This window comes from Streptomyces sp. NPDC001292 (assembly GCF_042896465.1).
Taxonomy (GTDB): Bacteria; Actinomycetota; Actinomycetes; order Streptomycetales; family Streptomycetaceae; genus Streptomyces.
This window is the reverse complement of record NZ_JBIAXG010000030.1, coordinates 75,056-94,448: the sequence shown is the minus strand read 5'-3', so window position 1 is coordinate 94,448 and position 19,393 is coordinate 75,056. Positions and strand designations below refer to the sequence as shown.

Sequence of the window (19,393 nt, the reverse complement as noted above, 5' to 3'; positions counted from 1 at the left end):
CTCGTCGTCTCCCCCTCGATCGATCGCCCCGCCATGCTACGGCCTCGTCGCCGCAGGCCGGCCGCCGGGCACTGGCAGCCCAGCCCGGGTGCCGACCGCGCCCCGGGCCCACGGCGAGGCGTGCGCCTACGATGACCGTGCTCACCGATCAGCCGATCACCGCGCCGCGCCCGCAGGGCCCGCGGCGCCCTTCCCGGGGAGGGACCCCTTGACCGACCAGCCCGCACTCCGTGACCCGTACGCACTCGGCGACCCGCACGCACTCGGTGACCCGCACGCGCCGCGTGACCGGCACGCCTTCATCGCCGGACTGCCCAAGGCCGAACTGCACGTGCACCACGTCGGCTCCGCCTCCCCCCGGATCGTCTCCGAGCTGGCCGCCCGCCACCCCGACTCCAAGGTGCCCACCGACCCCGAGGCCCTGGCCGACTACTTCACCTTCACGGACTTCGCCCACTTCATCGAGGTGTACCTGTCCGTCGTGGACCTCATCCGCACCCCGGAGGACGTACGGCTGCTGACCTACGAGGTGGCCCGCGACCTGGCCCGGCAGCAGGTGCGCTACGCGGAGCTCACCATCACGCCGTTCTCCTCCACCCGGCGGGGCATCGACGAGCGCGCCTTCATGGACGCGATCGAGGACGCCCGCAAGGCGGCTCAGGACGAGTTGGGGACCGTACTGCGCTGGTGCTTCGACATCCCCGGCGAGGCCGGTCTTGAGTCGGCCGAGGAGACCACCCGGCTCGCCACCGACGACCGGCTGCGGCCCGAGGGCCTGGTGTCGTTCGGGCTCGGCGGGCCCGAGATCGGCGTACCGCGGCCCCAGTTCAAGCCCTACTTCGACCGGGCGATCGCCGCCGGGCTGCGCTCCGTCCCGCACGCCGGCGAGACCACCGGGCCCGAGACGGTGTGGGACGCGCTGACCGAGCTGCGGGCCGAGCGCGTCGGCCACGGCACCAGCTCCGCCCTGGACCCGAAGCTGCTCGCCCACCTCGCCGAGCACCGCATCCCGCTGGAGGTCTGCCCGACCTCCAACATCGCCACCCGGGCCGTGCGCACCCTTGAGGAGCACCCCATCAAGGAGTTCGTCCGCGCCGGGGTCCTCGTCACGGTCAACTCCGACGACCCGCCCATGTTCGGCACGGACCTCAACAACGAGTACGCCGTGGCCGGACGTCTGCTCGACCTCGACGAGCAGGGCCTGGCCGAGCTGGCCAAGAACGCGGTGCACGCCTCCTTCCTGAACGCGGCCGGCAAGGCGCGCATCGTGGAGGAGATCGACGCCTACACCGCGCGGTGGCTCGCGCCCTGAGCCGGGACACGCGGGACACAATGGCGCCCATGCAGACCGTGACGGCCGTGGCGCACCGCGGCGACCCCTACCGCTTCCGCGAGAACACCGTCGGCTCGCTGCGCTCCGCGTTCGACCAGGGCGCGGACGCGGTCGAGATCGACGTGCGGCTGACCCGGGACGGTGTTCCGGTGCTGCTGCACGACGAGTCTTTGAAGCGGCTGTGGGCCCACGACCGGCCGCTGCACGCGCTGACCGCGGCAGAGCTGCGCGAACTGTCGGACGGCCGGGTGCCCACGCTGGAGGACGCGCTCGCCGCGACGGGCACCGGCCGGGTGATGATCGACCTGCCGGGCCCGGCCCGCCCGCGGGCGGTGCGGCGGATCGTCGACGTGGTCGACGCGTGCGGGGCGCGGGACCGCGTGTACTACTGCGCGGGCGGCGAGGCCATGCTCGCGGTGCGCGCCGCCGACCCGGCCGCCGAGATCGCCCTGACCTGGACGACGCTCGCGCCCCCGCGGGCCGGGCTGCTGGACGCGGTCCGGCCCCGGTGGCTGAACTACCGCTTCACCCTGGTGGACCGGGACCTCGCCGCCCGCGTCCACCGCGACGGCTACCTGCTGTCCGTCTGGACCCCCGACACCCGCCGCTCCCTGCGCCGCCTGCTCGACCTCGGCGTCGACTCGATCACAACCAACCGCGTCGGCCTGCTCCACACCCTGCGCACCACACAGACCACGGCACCGTAGGCCACCCCGCCCACACCCCGGCACGGTCTTGCACTTGCTACGGGGCACCCAGGCGGGCGGGCCCCTCCCCGGCGGCGATCCGCCGGGCGCGGCACACCCGAAGGATGTTCGGCACCAGCCCGCCGAGCACCCTCCGGGAGCGTTCGATGCACGCCCGCGCCCCGGCCCTGATCGCTGCCTCCGTCGTCCACGGCCCGGTCATCGCACTGATCCGCCGCACCGGCCCTGGCCGCACCCGCCTGGCCGGACCGCACCGGCCGCCGGCCGCGACCTCTCCCGCCCGGACTCACCGGCCGCCGGCCGCGCCCCGTCCGGCCCGGACGCCGCAGCGCTGCGCGCCGCCATCGCCGCGCTGCCCGGCGCGGACGCCAAGCCGCCCAGGTCCGCGTCGGCGGCACTGGTGGCACCTGGCGCGGCAGGGTTGGCGTGCACGAGTTGCGCCGGCGGTCGGCCGGCCGAACGCTTCGCGCCGGCGGCGCTCAGGTGGCGGGCCGGCCGCCCAGCAGGCGGCGGGCCGCTGCGTGGGATGCCACCGTGGCCGCGGCCGCGAGGCCAAGGCCGAGGGCCAGGTCCCGGGGACGCGTGGGGCGCAGGACGCCGGCGCGGCGCAGGCGGGCGCGGGCCCAGAGGGTGAAGGGGACGACCACGACGGGCGAGGTCGCGGAACCGGGAGTGTAGCCGCGCACCGCCGCGGCCTGGGCCAGGTGGACCAGGCCGTGCAGTCCGAAGGCGTTCAGCGCCGTCTGGTACACGGCGGAACGCCCGCCGGTCGCCCGGCCCGCGACGGACGCCGCGGCGACGATCGCGCCCATCACCCCCACGGCCGCGGCGAATTCACGCGCGTCCACGGACCCGAGCCTGCGCCACACCGCTTCCGGCACACCCGGAAAGCGCTCCCGCAGGACCGGCTCACTGCGCCGCAGCCAGCCCTGCACGGTGGCCAACTCCTCGCTGTCGTGCAGCGCCCAGGCCGCCAGCAGCCCGAACGTGACGGCGGGGCCCACCTGTTGGTCGCTCGGCGTATGCGTCACGGAGGTGAGTCTGCTACAGGCCCACGATGGCGTTCCAGCGCTTGGCGAACTCCACGCGTTCCTCGGAGGACATGTCCCGGGCGATGGCGAGGCGCTCGCGCAGGGTGGAGTCGGGGAAGATCAGCGGGTTCTCGGCGAGTTCGGCGGTGTCCTTGTCCTTGGAGCCGGCGAGCACGGCCTGGGCCGCCGGGACGGGGCAGACGTAGTTCACCCAGGTGGCGAGCTCGGCGGCGACCTCGGGCTCGTAGTAGTGGTCGATCAGGCGTTCCGCGTTGGCCTTGCGGCCGGTCCGGTTGGGGATCATCCAGGAGTCCGACCACAGTTCGGCGCCCTCCTCGGGCACGACGAAACGGATGTCGGGGTTGTCCGCCTGGAGCTGGATCACATCGCCCGAGTAGGCCTGGCAGGCCAGGACGTCCCCGCTGACCAGGTCCTTGGTGTAGTCGTTGCCGGTGAAGCGGCGGATCTGGCCCTTGCGGACCTGCCTCTCCACCTGGTCGCACACCTTGTCGAAGTCGTGGGTCCTCCACTTGGTGATGTCCACGCCGTCGGCTTGCATCAGCAGTGCGAACGCCTCGTCCAGGCCGGAGAACAGGGTGACCCGGCCCTTGAGGTCGCTCGCCCACAGGTCCGAGACCTGGCGGATCTCGCGGCCGAGCTTGCGGCGGTCGTAGGCGATGCCCGTGATGCCCGACTGGTACGGCATCGTGAACTTGCGTCCCGGGTCGAAGGCGGGGTCGCGCAGCAGCGGGTCGAGGTACTCGGCCACCTGAGGCTGACGGGCGCGGTCCATCTCCTGCACCCAGCCCAGCCGGACGAACCGCGCGCACAGCCAGTCGCTGATCACGATCAGATCGCGGCCGGGATCCTGATGGTTCATCAGCGACGGGCTGATCTTGCCGAAGAACTCGTCGTTGTCGTTGATCTCCTCGACGTAGTCGACGGCGATGCCCGTGCTCTTCTCGAAGGCCTCCAGGGTGGGCCGCTTGTTCGGGTTCTTGTCGTCGGTGTCGATGTAGAGCGGCCAGTTCGCCCAGGTCAGCCGGTGGTCGGTGGCGGAGGCGTCCGGGATGGCGCGGTCACCGGGCTGGACGTAGGCTGCGGGCACCCCACACCCGGCGAGCGCACCGAGCGCGGCCGTGCCGCCCAGGGCGCCCAGCAGGGAGCGGCGGGACAGCGGAGGCGTCTTCGGAGTCTTGGGCACCGGCCCAGAATGCCGCTCGTGTCCGCGGCCGGACAATCGACGCAGCGTCGAGCACGCCGGGAGGGAGCCGACACCCTGTCGATCAAGACCCGGCCGTGAACACACCGCGGCCCCGGACGGTCCGTCCTCCGTCCGGGGCCGCGAGCCGGCGAGCCACGCGAGCAACGCATCACGCGGTCAATGCCACGTGGTCAGTGCCACGCAGTCGGCGTCACGCGTCGAGCGACGTCATGACGTGCTTGATCCGCGTGTAGTCCTCGAAGCCGTACGCCGACAGGTCCTTGCCGTAGCCGGACTTCTTGAAGCCGCCGTGCGGCATCTCGGCGACCAGCGGGATATGGGTGTTGATCCACACGCAGCCGAAGTCGAGCTTCTTGGACATCCGCATGGCGCGGGAGTGGTCCTTGGTCCACACCGAGGAGGCCAGCGCGTACTCGACGCCGTTGGCCCACTCCACGGCCTGGTCCTCGTCCGAGAAGGACTGCACGGTGATGACCGGACCGAAGACCTCCTTCTGGATGATCTCGTCGTCCTGCTTCAGACCCGAGACGACGGTCGGGGCGTAGAAGTAGCCCTTGTCGCCGACCTGGTGGCCACCGGCCTCGACTTTCGCGTGGGCGGGCAGCCGCTCGATGAAGCCGGCCACCTGCTTGAGCTGGTTGGGGTTGTTCAGCGGGCCGAACAGGACGTCCTCGTCATCCGGCTGCCCGGTCTTGGTCTCGGCCGCGGCCTTGGCGAGCGCGGAGACGAACGCGTCGTGGATGGACTCGTGGACGAGGACGCGGGTGGCGGCCGTGCAGTCCTGGCCGGCGTTGAAGAAGCCGGCGACCGAGATGTCCTCGACGGCCTTGTCGATGTCGGTGTCCTCGAAGACGACGACCGGGGCCTTGCCACCCAGCTCCAGGTGGACGCGCTTGAGGTCCTTGGAGGCCGACTCGGCGACGGACATGCCGGCGCGCACGGAGCCGGTGATGGAGGCCATCGCCGGGGTGGGGTGCTCCACCATCAGACGGCCGGTGTCGCGGTCGCCGCAGATGACGTTGAAGACGCCCTTGGGCAGGATCGAGCCGATGATGTCGGCGATCAGGACCGTGGAGGCGGGGGTGGTGTCCGACGGCTTCAGGACCACCGTGTTGCCCGCGGCGAGCGCCGGGGCGAACTTCCACACGGCCATCATCATCGGGTAGTTCCACGGCGCGACCTGCGCGCAGACGCCGATCGGCTCGCGGCGGATGATCGAGGTCAGCCCCTCCATGTACTCGCCGGCCGAGCGGCCCTCGAGCATCCGGGCCGCACCCGCGAAGAAGCGGATCTGGTCGACCATCGGCGGGATCTCCTCGGAGCGGGTCAGCCCGATCGGCTTGCCCGTGTTCTCCACCTCGGCCGCGATCAGTTCCTCGGCGCGCTCCTCGAAGGCGTCCGCGATCTTCAGCAGGGCCTTCTGGCGCTCCGCCGGGGTGGTGTCGCGCCAGCCCGGGAAGGCCGCGGCCGCGGCCGCCATGGCGGCGTCCACGTCCGCCTGCCCGGACAGCGGCGCGGTCGCGTACGCCTCGCCCGCCACGGGGTTGACCACCTCGGTGGTCCGTCCGTCGGCGGCGTCCCGGAACTCACCGTCGATGTAGTTGCGCAGACGACGCAGCTCGGTGCTCACTGCCGGCCCTCCTGGTCCTGTTCAAGATGTCCCATCGCTGAGGCACCCACACTAGTCCGCGGTGCCACGTTTTCAACACCCCCGTCACCGCGAGTTCTGCGAAATCCGCACGTCTCGGTCTCGCAAACAACGAATTTCATCGCCACGGCCTTGCGGAACTGTCGATACGTCGTGCACAGTGAGGTCGTGCCCAGTCGAAGCGCAGAGCAGAGGGACTCCCGCGAGTCCAGGAGCGGGAGCGGCAGCCCGCACCTGGACGCCGTCTCCCTCGCCATCATCGAGCAGTTGCAGGAGGACGGCCGCCGTCCGTACGCCGCCATCGGCAAGGCCGTCGGCCTGTCCGAGGCGGCCGTGCGCCAGCGCGTGCAGAAGCTGCTCGACCAGGGCGTGATGCAGATCGTCGCCGTCACCGACCCGCTCACCGTGGGCTTCCGGCGGCAGGCGATGGTCGGGATCAACGTCGAGGGCGACACGGAGTCCGTGGCCGACGCGCTGACCGGCATGTCGGAAGTCGAGTACGTGGTGATGACCGCGGGCTCGTTCGACATCCTCGCCGAGATCGTCTGCGAGGACGACGACCAGCTGCTGGACGTCATCAACAAACGCATCCGGGCGCTGCCCGGCGTGCGCTCCACCGAGAGCTTCGTCTACCTCAAGCTCAAGAAGCAGACCTACATGTGGGGAACCCGATAACCGTGAGCAAGGACCTCAGCCGTACCGCGTACGATCACTTGTGGATGCACTTCACCCGCATGTCCTCGTACGAGAACGCCCCCGTGCCGACGATCGTGCGCGGCGAGGGCACCTACATCTACGACGACAAGGGCAAGCGCTACCTCGACGGTCTCGCGGGCCTGTTCGTGGTCCAGGCCGGTCACGGCCGCACGGAACTGGCCGAGACCGCGTCCAAGCAGGCGCAGGAGCTGGCGTTCTTCCCCGTCTGGTCCTACGCCCACCCCAAGGCCGTCGAGCTGGCCGAGCGTCTGGCGGACTACGCGCCGGGCGACCTGAACAAGGTCTTCTTCACCACCGGCGGCGGTGAGGCCGTCGAGACCGCCTGGAAGCTGGCCAAGCAGTACTTCAAGCTGACCGGCAAGCCCACCAAGCACAAGGTCATATCCCGTGCGGTGGCCTACCACGGCACCCCGCAGGGCGCCCTGTCCATCACCGGCCTGCCGGGCCTGAAGGCGCCGTTCGAGCCGCTGGTGCCGGGCGCGCACAAGGTCCCGAACACCAACATCTACCGCGCGCCGATCTTCGGCGACGACCCGGAGGCCTTCGGCCGCTGGGCCGCCGACCAGATCGAGCAGCAGATCCTCTTCGAGGGCCCGGAGACGGTCGCCGCGGTCTTCCTGGAGCCGGTGCAGAACGCCGGCGGCTGCTTCCCGCCGCCGCCCGGATACTTCCAGCGGGTGCGCGAGATCTGCGACCAGTACGACGTGCTGCTCGTCTCCGACGAGGTCATCTGCGCCTTCGGCCGCCTGGGCACCATGTTCGCCTGTGACAAGTTCGGCTACGTCCCGGACATGATCACCTGCGCCAAGGGCATGACCTCGGGCTACTCCCCGATCGGCGCGTGCATCATCTCCGACCGCCTCGCCGAGCCGTTCTACAAGGGCGACAACACCTTCCTGCACGGCTACACCTTCGGCGGCCACCCGGTCTCCGCCGCGGTGGGCCTGGCCAACCTCGACCTGTTCGAGCGCGAGGGCCTCAACCAGCACGTGCTGGACAACGAGGGCGCCTTCCTCTCCACCCTGCAGAAGCTGCACGACCTGCCGATCGTCGGCGACGTCCGCGGCAACGGCTTCTTCTACGGCATCGAGCTGGTGAAGGACAAGAACACCAAGGAGTCCTTCAACGAGGAGGAGACCGAGCGGGTCCTGTACGGCTTCCTGTCCAAGGCGCTGTACGACAACGGCCTGTACTGCCGTGCCGACGACCGCGGCGACCCGGTCGTCCAGCTCGCCCCGCCGCTGATCTCCAACCAGGAGACCTTCGACGAGATCGAGCAGATCCTGCGCGCGACCCTGACGGAGGCGTGGACCAAGCTGTGACCGCGGCGGCCCGACCGCCGCGCGAAAGGCGCACACCTGCGATCAGATGATCATCACCGGCCCCGGTGCCGTCCGTTCGAGTGGGAAACGGCGGCCCGGGGCCGTGTGCTGTCCGGCCTCCTCACAGGGGCTGCCTAGCGTGCCTTTGACGCGTCACTCTGCGTCGGACCGGTCCGTGACCCGAGGTCTTCACTCTCGTTCGCCCGTACGGGGGACACGGCACGGCATTCCCGATGAGAACCGAGGTGTACGCCCATGGACGTCCCATCCGACAACGACGTGCTCTGGACGCGGGCCCTGCACTACACCCACGACGACGGCTCGCCCGCCCTCGGCGGCGTCTCCCTCGGTGTCGCGCAGGGCGAGATCCTCGCCGTGAGCGGGCCGAGCGGCAGCGGCAAGACGACCCTGCTGCGGTGCCTGTCCGGCATGACGCGGGTGCGGCGCGGCGAGGTCTGGTTCAACAGCGTCCCCCTGCACAGCCTCGGCCCGCTGGCCCGTGAGCGGCTGCGCCGGGACCGGTTCGGCTGGGTCGACCCCACGCCCGTGCTCGTACCGGAGCTGAACGTCTGGGAGAACACGGCCCTGCCCCTGATGCTGCGCGGCACGAGCCGGCGGCGGGCCAAAGCGGCCGCCCTGGAGTGGCTGGAGCGCCTCGACGTCGGCGACCTGGCCCGTATGCGCCCGCACCAACTACGCCAGGCCGAGCGGCAGCGCGTCTGCATCGCCCGCGCGCTCGCTCCCTTCCCCACGGTGCTGTTCGCCGACGAGCCGACGGCCCCGCTGCGTCGCGCCGATCGCGCCCACGTGCTGCGCACGCTCACCACCGCGGCCCGTTCGCACGGCATCACGGTCGTGCTCGCCACGCACGATCCGGAGATCGCGGCCTTCGCGGACCGGACGGTGGCGGTGCTCGACGGGCGGTGCGTGAAGACCGTGCACCTGCCCCCGGTCGGCGACACGGCGGAAGGCCGGGCCACGTGCTCGCTCTCCGTCTGATCCGCGTCGCCCGCCCGGGCGTCCAGCTGCGCCGCCTGACGGTCGCGGCGGCGTCGGCGGGCACGGGCTTCCTGCTGCTGTCCAGCCTCGGCTACGCACTCGGCCGCCCGGAGCACTCGGCCGCGGCGCCGCTGCGGCTTTCCTGGTGCGTGCTGCCCCTGGCGGCGACGGTGTACCTCGCGGTAGCTGTGGCCCGTACCGACCCGGGGACCCGTCCCCGGCCGGGCCTGTCGGCGCTCGGCCTCGGCCCGGGCCGTCTGATGGCCGTCTCGGCGGCCACGACCGCCCTGGCCTGCGGGCTGGGCTCGCTGCTCGCGCTGCTGTTCTTCGCGCACCTGCGCGGCGACCGCACGGGAATGCCGTTGAACGGCGCGGAGCAGGCGTTCCTTGGGGCCGGGGAGCCGCTGCCGGTGCCGGCGGTGCTGACCCTGCTGGCCGTCGTCCCCGTCCTGGCCTCGGTGGCGGTCGCGCTGGTGCTGTGTCCCCGGGAGGCCAGGCCCGCGGCAGCCCGGAGCACCGGCCGGAGGTACGGCCGCTTCGGGGCGTACCGGCGCACCGGCACTCCGGAGACGTTCGGGGCGTACGGCCGGTTCGGGGCACGGCTCGGCGATGGGACCGCCGTGCGACAGGGCCGGTCGGCGACGGCGTGCGCGACCCGGCCGGCGGACACGGCCGACGGCACGGCGCGGACCGGGGCCGACCCGGCCGGGGCCGCCGGGGCCGCCGGGGCCGCCGGGGCGGATCTGACCGAGGCCGAGCTGACCGGCACCGAGGACACCGGTCACGAACCCGTGCACGACGACCCCGATCCGCACCGGCCCCCGGCCCCGAGGCAGCCACCCACCGGACTCCCCTGGGGCATCGCCGTACTCGCCGCAGGCCTGACCGTGGAGGCGTACGCCGGACGGTCCGCCACACCCGCGGCCGCCCCCGGCCCGGCCCTTCCCGGCGGACTGGCGGCCGACTCCGCCCCGGTCCTCATCGGCTGGCTGATGACCGCCCTCGGCCTCGCCCTGGCCGGCCCCGGTCTCACCCACCTGTGCGGCCGTCTACTCCAGTCCGCGCGTCCGGGAGCCCTGCGGCTCCTGGCCGGGCGCGTCCTGATGGAGGAGGCGGGCCGCATCGGCCGCCCGCTGGGCGTGGTCTGCGCGGTGGCGTCGGGGACGTACGCCATGATCGCGGCCTACGACGGCGCCGCTCGGGCTCTCGGCCCGCTGACGACGCTGGGTACGCTGCTCGTCGCCGGCTGCGCCGTGACCACTCTGCTGATCGCCGCCGTCGAGGCGAGGCAGTCCCGTGCGGACACCACCGCGGCGCTGCTGCGACTCGGCGCGCCGGCCACGATGCTGCGCTCGGCCGCCCTCCTGCGCTGCGGCGCCCTGCTGGCCCTGTTCGTCCCGCTGACCCTCGTGGTCGCCGATCTCGCCGCACTGCCGCTGGTGCCCTGAGCCGCCGGCCCGCCGGCCCCGGGGAGAAGACGTAACAAAAGAATCCTGGGGCGTCGATGAGTTCCGCGCGGGCCCCGGGTCTACCCCTACGAACGGCAACGAACCGCGATGGGAGAGTCCCTGCCATGTACCAGCAGATGATCTTCGTGAACCTGGCGACGAACGACGTGGCCGCGTCCAAGAAGTTCTTCACCGAGCTCGGCTACACCATCAACCCGCAGTTCTCCACCGACGAATGCGTCTGCGTCGTCATCAGCGACACGATCATCGCGATGCTGCTCAGCAAGCAGCACTACGCCACCTTCACCAAGAAGGAGATCGCGGACTCGACGAAGTCCAGCGAGGTGCTGATCTGTCTGAGCGCGGAGAGCCGCGAGAAGGTCGACGAGCTGGTGCAGAAGGCGGTCGCGGCCGGCGGCAGCGCGAGCGGCGAGACCCAGGACCAGGGCTTCATGTACGGCCGCGCCTTCGACGACCTCGACGGCCACACCTGGGAGGTCATGTGGATGGATCCGGCGGCGGTGCAGGGCTGATCCCTCGGGGGTCGAAGGCTCACAACGGACTGGGCGGGTGCTTCGGCACCCGCCCAGACGCATGCCAACTCATTGAAACATTTGCGTAGTTAATAACGAGGTAAATTCAACGCCCGTGGGAGGAGGACCGATTGACACTCCCGCTGAAGCACTTATAGATCTGAGCCTCCTGGGGTTGCTGGGGGCTCGCCGTTGCCCCAACACCCCTCAAACCCCCCGCAATTGAGCATTCCCGTGAAGGGTAAGTGGCCATCTTGTCCATATCCCGTCGTACCGCACGCACCGTGCGCATCCTCGGTGTCGCCTCCGTGTCCGCCGCTCTGGCTCTCGGCGCCGCGGTTGACGCGCTCGCCTGCGACATCAAGGAGTTCTCCGCCGAAGCCAAGTGCGACGGCGAGAAGGGTGTCATCGTCGTCACCGACAAGGACCCCTCCCGCGCCGAGGCCCTCGTCTCCGTGTTCCTCCAGAACAACGGCGCCGACGCACGCGAGGTCGGTGAACTCACGGTGAAGGGTTCCCGTGAGGGCACCACGATCACCTTCGCCGAGGACTGGCAGCCGAACGCCATCTACCGCGTCCACGTCAAGGCCGGCAAGAACGGAGAGCTGGTCAACGAGGACATCGAGCCGTACCTGACCACTCCGTCCACGGCCTGCAAGACGCAGACCCCGAGCACTCCGGCCACGCCGTCGGCAACGGAGTCGGAGTCGCCGTCCGAATCGCCGTCGGAGTCGGAGTCCGCGGCCCCGACGTCGTCCGCCTCGGAGAGCACCACCGCTCCCGCCGGCACAGAGAACAACGCTCCGTCGCCCGCGGTGGGTGACTCCAACCTCGCCGAGACCGGTGCCGGCTCCAACACCGGCGTGATCGCCGGCATCGCGGCCACCCTGGTCGTCGTCGGCGGTGGCGCGGTCTTCTTCGGCATGCGCCGCCGAGGAGCGAACAGCAACCGCTGACGCCCCACCGGCACACCACCCTTGGCTCGCCCCCCGAACTCGGGGGCGGGCCAGGTCGATCACCCGAAGGTCGCCCGCGCCAGCCAGAACTCCAGCAGCTCCCGCTCGCCGAGCACCTCCAACTCGGGACTGTCCAGGGGCAGTCGGCTGTAGAACGCAAGCAGCACGGAGGTGAGCGGCCCGCGCAGCGCGACGGTCGCCTTCTCATGACCGCGGCGCCAGGTGACGCCGTCCTCGGTCAGCTCGATGACCCACTCGGCGTTCAGCTCGGGGCCGCCGTCGGTGGCGTGCAGATGGATGCTGCGGCCCGGCCCCCTCAACTCCTGGGCATCCGGGTTCACCTTGTTCCGCTGGACGAACTCCACGATCTGCAGCCACTCGTCGACGGCGTCGGCGGCCACGTCCGCGCCGACCTCGTAGGGCCGGCCCGCGGCGAGCGCCGCGTCGGCGCGGTGGATCGTGATCTCGTGGGTCATGCGACGGGCCCAGAAACCGGTGCCGAGGATCCCGGCCCAGGTCCACACCTTCGTGTCCGGTCCGGCCTCGCGGAGGGCGTCGACGACCATCCGGCCGCTCTCCGCGAGCCAGGCGTCCAGCGCGGCCGGGTCGCCCTGCGCCTTCGGTCCCTCGGCGAGCGGGACCGCGTCGTCCGGGATGTTCTCCTGTGCGCGGGTTCGGACCAGCGCCTCCACCCAGCGCAGGGCGCCGCCCACGTGTCGTACCAGCTCTTCCAGGGTCCAGTCCGGGCAGGTCGGCACGGTGCCGGACAGGTCGGCGCCGGAGATGAGCAGGGATCGCAACTCGTCGATCTGCCGGGCGATTTCGTCACAGTAACGGTGGTGGGCAAGGAGCGTCATGCCCGCACACTAGTGCCCCGGCAGGCAACGTTTGCCCGTTGAGGAGCGGCGTCCGGTGCGTGCTCTCGGTGTGCCGACCGGAAGTCCTCGTACTGGGCGTACTTGGGCTTTCGGGCGGTGCGGCGAGAGTGCGTGCCGGGCGTCGCGACGGGGCGAACGTTGCCTGTTGGGGCACTAGGTGCCGCACGGTCAATCGAGCACCACGATTTCCGTCGTGTCGAACTCCACGGCCACCTCGTCGCCCACCTCCGGAGCCGCGCGCAGGGCGCAGGCCGCCTCCAGGCGGGGGGCGTTGTCGGGCTGGAGGTGGACGGTCACGTGGGTGCCCTTGAAGGTGCGGGCGGTCACCGTGCAGGGCAAGCCCTCGTCGGTGGGGACCAGGCGGACACCGGCGGGCCGGACGAGCAGGGTGTGGGTGCCCCGCGCCGCGCCGTCGGGGACCGGCACCTTGCCCCACGGGGTGACCGCGACCTCGCCGTCCACGCTCGCCTCCACCACGTTCTCGAAGCCGAGGAAACGGGCCACGAAGGCGTCGGCCGGCCGCTGCCACACCTCAAGTGGCGTGCCCCACTGGGCGATTCGGCCGTCCCGCATCACCACGACCCGGTCGGCGAGGGCGAAGGCCTCGCCCTGGTCGTGCGTGACGGCGAGCACGGTGGTGCCCAACCGTCCGAACACCTCCCGCAGTTCGACGACAAGACGCTCCCGCAGCGAGCGGTCGAGCTGGCCGAGCGGCTCGTCCAGCATCAGCAGCCGCGGCCGGGGGGCGAGCGCCCGGGCGAGGGCCACCCGCTGCTGCTCCCCGCCGGAGAGCGCGGCCACGGCCCGCCGCCCGGCACCGGGCAGCCCGACCAGCTCCAGCAACTCCCCCACCCGGGCGTCCCGTTCGCTCTTCCCCGCGCCGTGCATACGCAGTCCGAAGCCGACGTTGCCGGCCACGTCCCGCTGCGGGAACAGCTGGTGGTCCTGGAACATCAGCCCCACCTCGCGCCGATGCACCGGCACCCCAGCCTGGTCCCGCCCGCCCAGCAGCACCCGCCCGGAGTTCAGCGGCTGGAGCCCGGCCACCGCGCGCAGCAGCGTCGACTTGCCGCTGCCGCTGGGTCCGAGCACACACACGATCTCGTGCTCGGCGACCGCCAGGTCGATCGCGTCCAGCGCGGTCCGTCCGCCGAAGCGCACAGTCGCGGCCTGAAGGCTCAGCAGCATCTAGAACTCCCCGCTCCGGTCGGTCCGCAGCCGCTCCAGCACCAGCAGTGCCACCGCGCACACCACCATCAGAATCGTCGACAGGGCCATCGCCTGGCCGTAGTTGAGGTCGCCGGGTCTGCCGATCAGCCGCGCCACGGCGACCGGCAGCGTCGGGTTGTCGGGCCGCGCGATGAACACCGTCGCCCCGAACTCCCCCAGTGACACCGCGAAGGCGAACCCGGCGGCGATCAGCAGCGCCCGCCGTACCAGGGGCAGGTCGACCTCCCGCCACACCCGCCACGGCGAGGCCCCGAGCACGGCCGCCGCCTCCCGCAGCCGCCCGTCCACCGCGCGCATCACGGGCAGCATGGTCCGCACGACGAAGGGCACGCCGACCAGGGCCTGCGCGAGCGGGACCAGGATCCAGGACTGCCTGAGGTCCAGCGGCGGGCGGTCCAGGGCGATCAGGAAGCCGAAGCCGACGGTCACCGCGGAGACCCCGAGCGGCAGCATCAGCAGCGCGTCGAAGCCGCGTACGAGCCGGCCGGCGCCGCGCCGGGTGAGGGCGGCGACGGCGAGCGCTCCGATCACCACGGCGATGGCGGTCGCGGCGGCGGCGTAGCTCAAGGAAGCACCCACGGCGTCGATCGGCGCGACCAGGAAGGTGCCGCCGTCCGCGTTCGTCAGCGCCCGGTAGTAGCCGAAGCCGGGCGCGATGAGCGACCGCTGCACCAGCACGGCGAGCGGCAGCACGAGGAGGACGGCGACGGTGGCGAGGACTGCGGCCAGCAGCGTCCACTGCCCGGCGCCGCGTGGCCGGCGAGCGGTCAGCGAGGCGTCCACCAGCTTCAGCGCGGTCTCCCGGCGCCGTACCGTCCAGGCGTGCACGACCAGGATCGCGCCCACCGCCACGAACTGAATGACCGTCAGGACAGCGGCGGTCGACAGGTCGAAGATCTCGGACGTCTGCCGGTAGATCTCCACCTCGAGGGTGGAGAAGGTGGGGCCGCCGAGGATCTGCACCACGCCGAAGGAGGTGAACGTGAACAGGAAGACCATGAGTGCAGCGGCGGCGACCGCGGGGGCCAGCGCGGGCAGGGTGACCTTGCGCCAGGCGGTCAGCGGCGAGGCACCGAGCATCCGGGCCGCCTCCTCCTGGCGCGGGTCGAGCCCCGCCCACAGGCCGCCCACGGTCCTTACGACGACGGCGTAGTTGAAGAAGACGTGGGCGAGCAGGATCGCCCACACCGTGGTGTCCAGCCGGACGCCCCACAACTCGTCGAGCAGGCCGCCGCGCCCTACCAGCGCGAGGAACGCGGTGCCGACGACGACCGTGGGCAGCACGAACGGCACGGTGACGACGGCCCGCAGGACCTGCCGGCCGGGGAAGTCGAGGCGCGCGAAGACATAGGCGCCGGGCAGGGCGACGAGCAGGGTGAGCGCGGTTGAGGCGAGCGCCTGCCAGGTGGTGAACCACAGGACGTGCCGGATGTCGGACTGTCCGAGCACGTTCGCGATCCGTCCCAACTGCCATGCCCCGTCCGCCTCCAGGCCGCGCCGGACGATCGCGGCCACGGGGTAGGCGAAGAACACCGCGAAGAACGCGACGGGCACGGTCATGAGACCGAGCCGCGCCGCGTTCCCCGTCCGGCGGCCGCGCCCGCGGCCTACCTGAGGACGAGTGAGGTCCACGACTTGACCCACTGGTCACGGTTGGCGGCGATCTTGTCAGGCGCCATGGTCTCGGGGTTCTTGGCCTGGGGACCGTACTCGGCGAACTCCGGGGGCACCTGGGCGCCTTCGCGCACCGGGTAGACGAACATGTTCAGCGGCATGTCGTCCTGGAACTTCTTGGTGATCAGGAAGTCGAGGAGGGCCTTGCCGCCCTCGGTGTTCCTGGCGTTGCTCAGCAGTCCGGCGTACTCGACCTGGCGGAAGCAGGTGCCCTGCGCGACACCGGTCGGCGCGGTCTTCGGCCGCGGGTCGGCGTAGATGACCTCGGCGGGCGGCGAGGAGGCGTAGGAGACGACGAGGGGACGGTCGCCCTTGGCCTTCCTGCCGCCGGCGGAGCCGGAGAACTCCTGGTTGTAGGCCTGCTCCCAGCCGTCGACGACCTTGACGCCGTTGGACTTGAGCTTCTTCCAGTAGTCCTGCCAACCGTTGTCTCCGTACCGGGTGGCGGTGCCGAGCAGGAAGCCGAGGCCGGGCGAGGAGGTGGCGGCGTTCTCGGTGACGAGGAGGTTCTTGTACTCCGGCTTGACCAGGTCGTCGAACGAGGCGGGCGGGGCCAGCTTGTGGTCGGCGAAGTACTTCTTGTCGTAGTTGACGCAGATGTCACCCGTGTCGATGGGCGTGACCCGGTGCTTCGCCTCGTCGACCCGGTACTGCGGCAGGATCAGGTCCGCGCCCTTGGGCTCGTACGGCTGGAACAGCCCGTTGTCCAGGGCGCGGGACAGCAGCGTGTTGTCGACGCCGAAGAAGACGTCGCCCTGCGGGTTGTCCTTGGTGAGGATGGCCTTGTTGACGGCCTGGCCGGCGTCGCCGTCCTCGAGAACCTTGACCTTGTAGCCGGAACTCTTCTCGAAGTCCGCGATGACGCTCTTGGAGGCGGCCCACGAGTTGTGGCTGACCAGGGTCACCGTCCTGGAGCCGGCCGAACTCCTGTCGCCCGGCGACGAACCGCACGCCGACAGCGTGACCAGGCCGAGCCCGACCGCCACGGCGGCGAACGTCTTGGTGTGCACTGGATGTCCTCCTGGGGGTTGGCCAGGAAGAGACGCGGCCCTGCCCGGGATCCGCTAGGGACACCCGGGCAGGGCACAACAGCTTGAGTGATGACCGAACTTCCTACCCAGAATGACCTGGGCGAGGTTCAGAGGGTCTGCGGCCGGTGCCGCACTCTCAGCGCTGTGGCGCTCCCCTGTCGGAATATGAAGATGTGTACGCTCTCAGCCTACCGTCCGGCTACCTTTCGGTGGCAGCCAGCTGACCGCAGGCGCCGTCGATCTCCTGACCCCGGGTGTCCCGGATGGTCACCGGCACACCGTGGGCGGCGATCGCCTCGACGAACGCCTTCTCGTCCTCGGGCCGGGACGCGGTCCACTTGGAGCCGGGGGTCGGGTTCAGCGGGATGAGGTTGACGTGCACCGGCTTGCCCTTGAGCAGCCGGCCGAGCCGGTCGCCGCGCCACGCCTGGTCGTTGATGTCCCGGATGAGCGCGTACTCGATGGACAGCCGGCGCCCGGACTTGGCCGTGTACTCGAATCCGGCGTCGAGCACCTCCCGCACCTTCCACCGGGTGTTGACCGGGACGAGCGTGTCGCGCAGTTCGTCGTCCGGTGCGTGCAGGGAGATGGCGAGCCGGCACTTGAAGCCCTCGTCGGAGAGCCGGTGGATCGCCGGGACCAGGCCCACCGTCGAGACGGTGATCCCGCGCTGGGAGAGGCCGAGCCCGTCCGGCTCGGGGTCGGTCAGGGCGCGGATGGCGCCGACGACGCGGTTGTAGTTGGCGAGCGGCTCGCCCATGCCCATGAAGACGATGTTCGACAGACGCGCGGGACCACCGGGGACCTCCCCGTCCCGCAGGGCGCGCATCCCGTCCACGATCTGGTGCACGATCTCGGCGGTGGACAGGTTCCGGTCGAGCCCGGCCTGTCCCGTGGCGCAGAACGGGCAGTTCATGCCGCAGCCCGCCTGCGAGCTGATGCACATGGTCACCCGGTCCGGGTAGCGCATGAGCACCGACTCCACGAGCGTGCCGTCGAACAGGCGCCACAGCGTCTTGCGAGTGGTCCCCTGGTCGGTCGACAGATGCCGTACGACCGTCATCAACTCGGGGAGCAGCGCCTCCTGGAGCTTGGCGCGGGACCCGGCGGGGATGTCGGTCCACTGCTCCGGGTCGTGCGCGTACCGCGCGAAGTAGTGCTGCGAGAGCTGCTTGGCACGGAAGGGCTTCTCGCCGATCGCGGCGACGGCCTCCTTGCGCTCGGCGGGCGACAGATCGGCAAGGTGCCGCGGCGGCTTCTTGGCACCGCGCGGGGCGACGAAAGTGAGTTCTCCGGGCTTGGGCATGGTGGTACCAGTGTCGCAGATCAAATCCTGTGACCTGGGGCTGCCGGTCGGAGACTCGTCGCTGGTGACCGCCATCCGTCGTCGCTGGTCCCCTCGGCCGGCCCACCGACGGCCCAGGAATGGAGCGCTGCCGGAGCGCGCCTGCGGCAGGCCCCGGCCGTCGACCGCCGGCGCGGGGTGCCTTTCCCGTGCGTCACATGCGAGTGGTGTGCTGGTCCAGGATGGCCCGAAGCCGGTCGAGGTCCCCGGCCTCATGCACGCCCCGCTTGGGCAGGACACCGAGCCACATGATGTTGGGGTCCCGGCTGAGCAGGACGAAGTGGCCGGCCGTCTCCCGGTAGCCCTGGAAGACGGACCACTTCTGGACCAACGTGCTGTGGTCGCTGCGGCAGGCGATCCCGGCGGCAGACACGGTGGCGCGGTACTCGCCCTGCCATCCGATGAGCCGCTGCACGTGAGCGGCCTGCAGCCGTGGGTACCCCCAGACCACCAGGACAACGAACAGGAACAGAACGGTCGAGACCACGTCGATGCTCCCGCGGCCCACGGCGGAGACCAGCCAGTGCCCCACCCACAGTGCGAGGAACACGCGCCGCAGCAGTAGCCCCGTCCGCTTGATCCGCTCGCGGACCCGCAGGCCGACCAGCGCGTCGGCGGACTGGGGCCGGTACACCAGCTGGACCGCGGTCTGTTCGTCCACGACATCGGGGGCGTTGTTGGTGCCTTCGGCTCCGCGGCCCTCGGCCATGATCCCTCCCCAGTAGTACGAAGACCAGCGGGATCCTACCGAACCTCAGTGCTGGAGCGGACGGCCGCCGTGGTGGGGCAGGTGGCGGTCGAGGACGCCGCGCAGCCGGCTGATGAGCAGCGCACAGGGCCCCGAGCGGTCGGACTTCGCACATTGAGTGCCGTAGGGGCCCGACCTGTCTCTCCCCGGGGAAGGGTCAGCCGACGATCCAGCTTCACCCGCCGCTCTTCCCGGCTCCCCGCGCATGCCACTACGGACCCGCGGTCGCCAACGGCGCCCCCGCCGTCCCGGTGCCGGCCGATCGATCGGACTGCTTGCGGTCCAGGAGGCCGGGAGCGACGGCGAGCGAAGCGAGCCCTTGATCGCGGAAGCCGCGGAGGACGGCAAGCACGACTCCGCTCCTGAGCACGGCACCATGCTCTGAGGCACGTCCACGCCTCGGTCCTGCTCGACGCGTGAGCGAGCATCAAGGCCGTGAGCGAGTACCCGCGGCACTCGGACCCGGGGTCGACGCTGCGGGTTGTACGCACACCTGATGCAGTCGAGCCAGGAGCCGACGAGGAAGGCCGTAAATCGGGTGCTTCCGCCCGCACCGCGCGAGCTGACG

General features: G+C 71.1%; 16 protein-coding genes, 1 pseudogene and 1 riboswitch. Of the genes and pseudogenes, 8 read left to right on the top strand and 9 right to left on the bottom strand.

The window, feature by feature from the left end; all coding sequences use genetic code 11:
* Positions 1–131 precede the first annotated feature (131 nt).
* A pseudogene (locus ACFY4A_RS27915) lies at positions 132–1,312 on the top strand (adenosine deaminase).
* A gap of 29 nt (positions 1,313–1,341) precedes the next feature.
* Complete coding sequence (locus ACFY4A_RS27910; RefSeq protein WP_390832091.1) at positions 1,342–2,040, top strand: glycerophosphodiester phosphodiesterase; 699 nt, start codon at positions 1,342–1,344, stop codon at positions 2,038–2,040.
* Between the two features lie 479 nt (positions 2,041–2,519).
* On the opposite strand, the gene ACFY4A_RS27905 is transcribed toward ACFY4A_RS27910, so the two are convergent.
* From ACFY4A_RS27905 to ACFY4A_RS27895, 3 genes are all read right to left on the bottom strand, one after another.
* A complete protein-coding gene (locus tag ACFY4A_RS27905; RefSeq protein ID WP_390832090.1) occupies positions 2,520–3,071 on the bottom strand; it encodes an HXXEE domain-containing protein in 552 nt (183 codons plus the stop codon).
* Between the two features lie 13 nt (positions 3,072–3,084).
* On the bottom strand, positions 3,085–4,275 hold the full coding sequence (locus ACFY4A_RS27900; protein WP_390832089.1) for a PotD/PotF family extracellular solute-binding protein: 1,191 nt from the start codon (positions 4,273–4,275) through the stop codon (positions 3,085–3,087).
* A 211-nt stretch (positions 4,276–4,486) separates the two neighbouring features.
* On the bottom strand, positions 4,487–5,926 hold the full coding sequence (locus tag ACFY4A_RS27895; protein ID WP_390832088.1) for a gamma-aminobutyraldehyde dehydrogenase: 1,440 nt from the start codon (positions 5,924–5,926) through the stop codon (positions 4,487–4,489).
* Between the two features lie 171 nt (positions 5,927–6,097).
* Between ACFY4A_RS27895 and ACFY4A_RS27890 the strand changes: the two genes are divergently transcribed.
* From ACFY4A_RS27890 to ACFY4A_RS27865, 6 genes are all read left to right on the top strand, one after another.
* Positions 6,098–6,619, top strand: coding sequence for an Lrp/AsnC family transcriptional regulator (locus tag ACFY4A_RS27890; protein ID WP_390832087.1), 522 nt, complete (start codon positions 6,098–6,100; stop codon positions 6,617–6,619).
* Complete coding sequence (locus ACFY4A_RS27885) at positions 6,604–7,983, top strand: aspartate aminotransferase family protein (RefSeq protein ID WP_390832086.1); 1,380 nt, start codon at positions 6,604–6,606, stop codon at positions 7,981–7,983. Before ACFY4A_RS27890 ends, ACFY4A_RS27885 begins: the two co-directional genes overlap by 16 nt.
* Positions 7,984–8,238: 255 nt before the next feature.
* The gene (locus ACFY4A_RS27880; protein ID WP_390832085.1) at positions 8,239–8,982 is read left to right on the top strand and encodes an ABC transporter ATP-binding protein; all 744 of its coding nucleotides are present in this window, start codon (positions 8,239–8,241) and stop codon (positions 8,980–8,982) included.
* A complete protein-coding gene (locus ACFY4A_RS27875) occupies positions 8,964–10,430 on the top strand; it encodes a hypothetical protein (RefSeq protein WP_390832084.1) in 1,467 nt (488 codons plus the stop codon). Before ACFY4A_RS27880 ends, ACFY4A_RS27875 begins: the two co-directional genes overlap by 19 nt.
* Positions 10,431–10,555: 125 nt before the next feature.
* Entirely contained in the window at positions 10,556–10,963 is a 408-nt protein-coding gene (locus ACFY4A_RS27870) for a VOC family protein (protein WP_390832083.1), read from the top strand.
* 245 nt (positions 10,964–11,208) lie between these two features.
* On the top strand, positions 11,209–11,919 hold the full coding sequence (locus tag ACFY4A_RS27865; protein WP_390832082.1) for an LAETG motif-containing sortase-dependent surface protein: 711 nt from the start codon (positions 11,209–11,211) through the stop codon (positions 11,917–11,919).
* Between the two features lie 59 nt (positions 11,920–11,978).
* Here ACFY4A_RS27865 and ACFY4A_RS27860 read toward each other — a convergent pair whose 3' ends face one another.
* From ACFY4A_RS27860 to ACFY4A_RS27835, 6 genes are all read right to left on the bottom strand, one after another.
* Entirely contained in the window at positions 11,979–12,776 is a 798-nt protein-coding gene (locus ACFY4A_RS27860; protein WP_390832081.1) for a maleylpyruvate isomerase family mycothiol-dependent enzyme, read from the bottom strand.
* Positions 12,777–12,965: 189 nt separating this feature from the next.
* Positions 12,966–13,985 (bottom strand): ABC transporter ATP-binding protein, encoded by a 1,020-nt coding sequence (locus ACFY4A_RS27855; protein WP_390832080.1) that lies wholly within the window; start codon positions 13,983–13,985, stop codon positions 12,966–12,968.
* Positions 13,986–15,587, bottom strand: a complete 1,602-nt coding sequence (locus ACFY4A_RS27850) for an ABC transporter permease (RefSeq protein ID WP_390832079.1) — start codon at positions 15,585–15,587, stop codon at positions 13,986–13,988.
* 47 nt (positions 15,588–15,634) lie between these two features.
* Positions 15,635–16,711 (bottom strand): thiamine ABC transporter substrate binding subunit, encoded by a 1,077-nt coding sequence (locus ACFY4A_RS27845; RefSeq protein WP_390832078.1) that lies wholly within the window; start codon positions 16,709–16,711, stop codon positions 15,635–15,637.
* A gap of 82 nt (positions 16,712–16,793) precedes the next feature.
* A riboswitch (TPP riboswitch) is annotated at positions 16,794–16,899 on the bottom strand.
* Positions 16,900–16,931: 32 nt separating this feature from the next.
* Entirely contained in the window at positions 16,932–18,038 is a 1,107-nt protein-coding gene (gene rlmN / locus ACFY4A_RS27840) for a 23S rRNA (adenine(2503)-C(2))-methyltransferase RlmN (protein ID WP_390832077.1), read from the bottom strand.
* Between the two features lie 193 nt (positions 18,039–18,231).
* Complete coding sequence (locus ACFY4A_RS27835; protein WP_390832076.1) at positions 18,232–18,786, bottom strand: YcxB family protein; 555 nt, start codon at positions 18,784–18,786, stop codon at positions 18,232–18,234.
* Positions 18,787–19,393 lie beyond the last annotated feature (607 nt).

Coding starts and splice junctions, on each gene's coding strand:
- ACFY4A_RS27835 (WP_390832076.1), bottom strand. CDS start 18,786: ATGGCCGAGGGCCGCGGAGCCGAAGGCACCAACAACGCCCCCGATGTC.
- rlmN (WP_390832077.1), bottom strand. CDS start 18,038: ATGCCCAAGCCCGGAGAACTCACTTTCGTCGCCCCGCGCGGTGCCAAG.
- ACFY4A_RS27910 (WP_390832091.1), top strand. CDS start 1,342: ATGCAGACCGTGACGGCCGTGGCGCACCGCGGCGACCCCTACCGCTTC.
- ACFY4A_RS27870 (WP_390832083.1), top strand. CDS start 10,556: ATGTACCAGCAGATGATCTTCGTGAACCTGGCGACGAACGACGTGGCC.
- ACFY4A_RS27855 (WP_390832080.1), bottom strand. CDS start 13,985: ATGCTGCTGAGCCTTCAGGCCGCGACTGTGCGCTTCGGCGGACGGACC.
- ACFY4A_RS27860 (WP_390832081.1), bottom strand. CDS start 12,776: ATGACGCTCCTTGCCCACCACCGTTACTGTGACGAAATCGCCCGGCAG.
- ACFY4A_RS27880 (WP_390832085.1), top strand. CDS start 8,239: ATGGACGTCCCATCCGACAACGACGTGCTCTGGACGCGGGCCCTGCAC.
- ACFY4A_RS27850 (WP_390832079.1), bottom strand. CDS start 15,587: ATGACCGTGCCCGTCGCGTTCTTCGCGGTGTTCTTCGCCTACCCCGTG.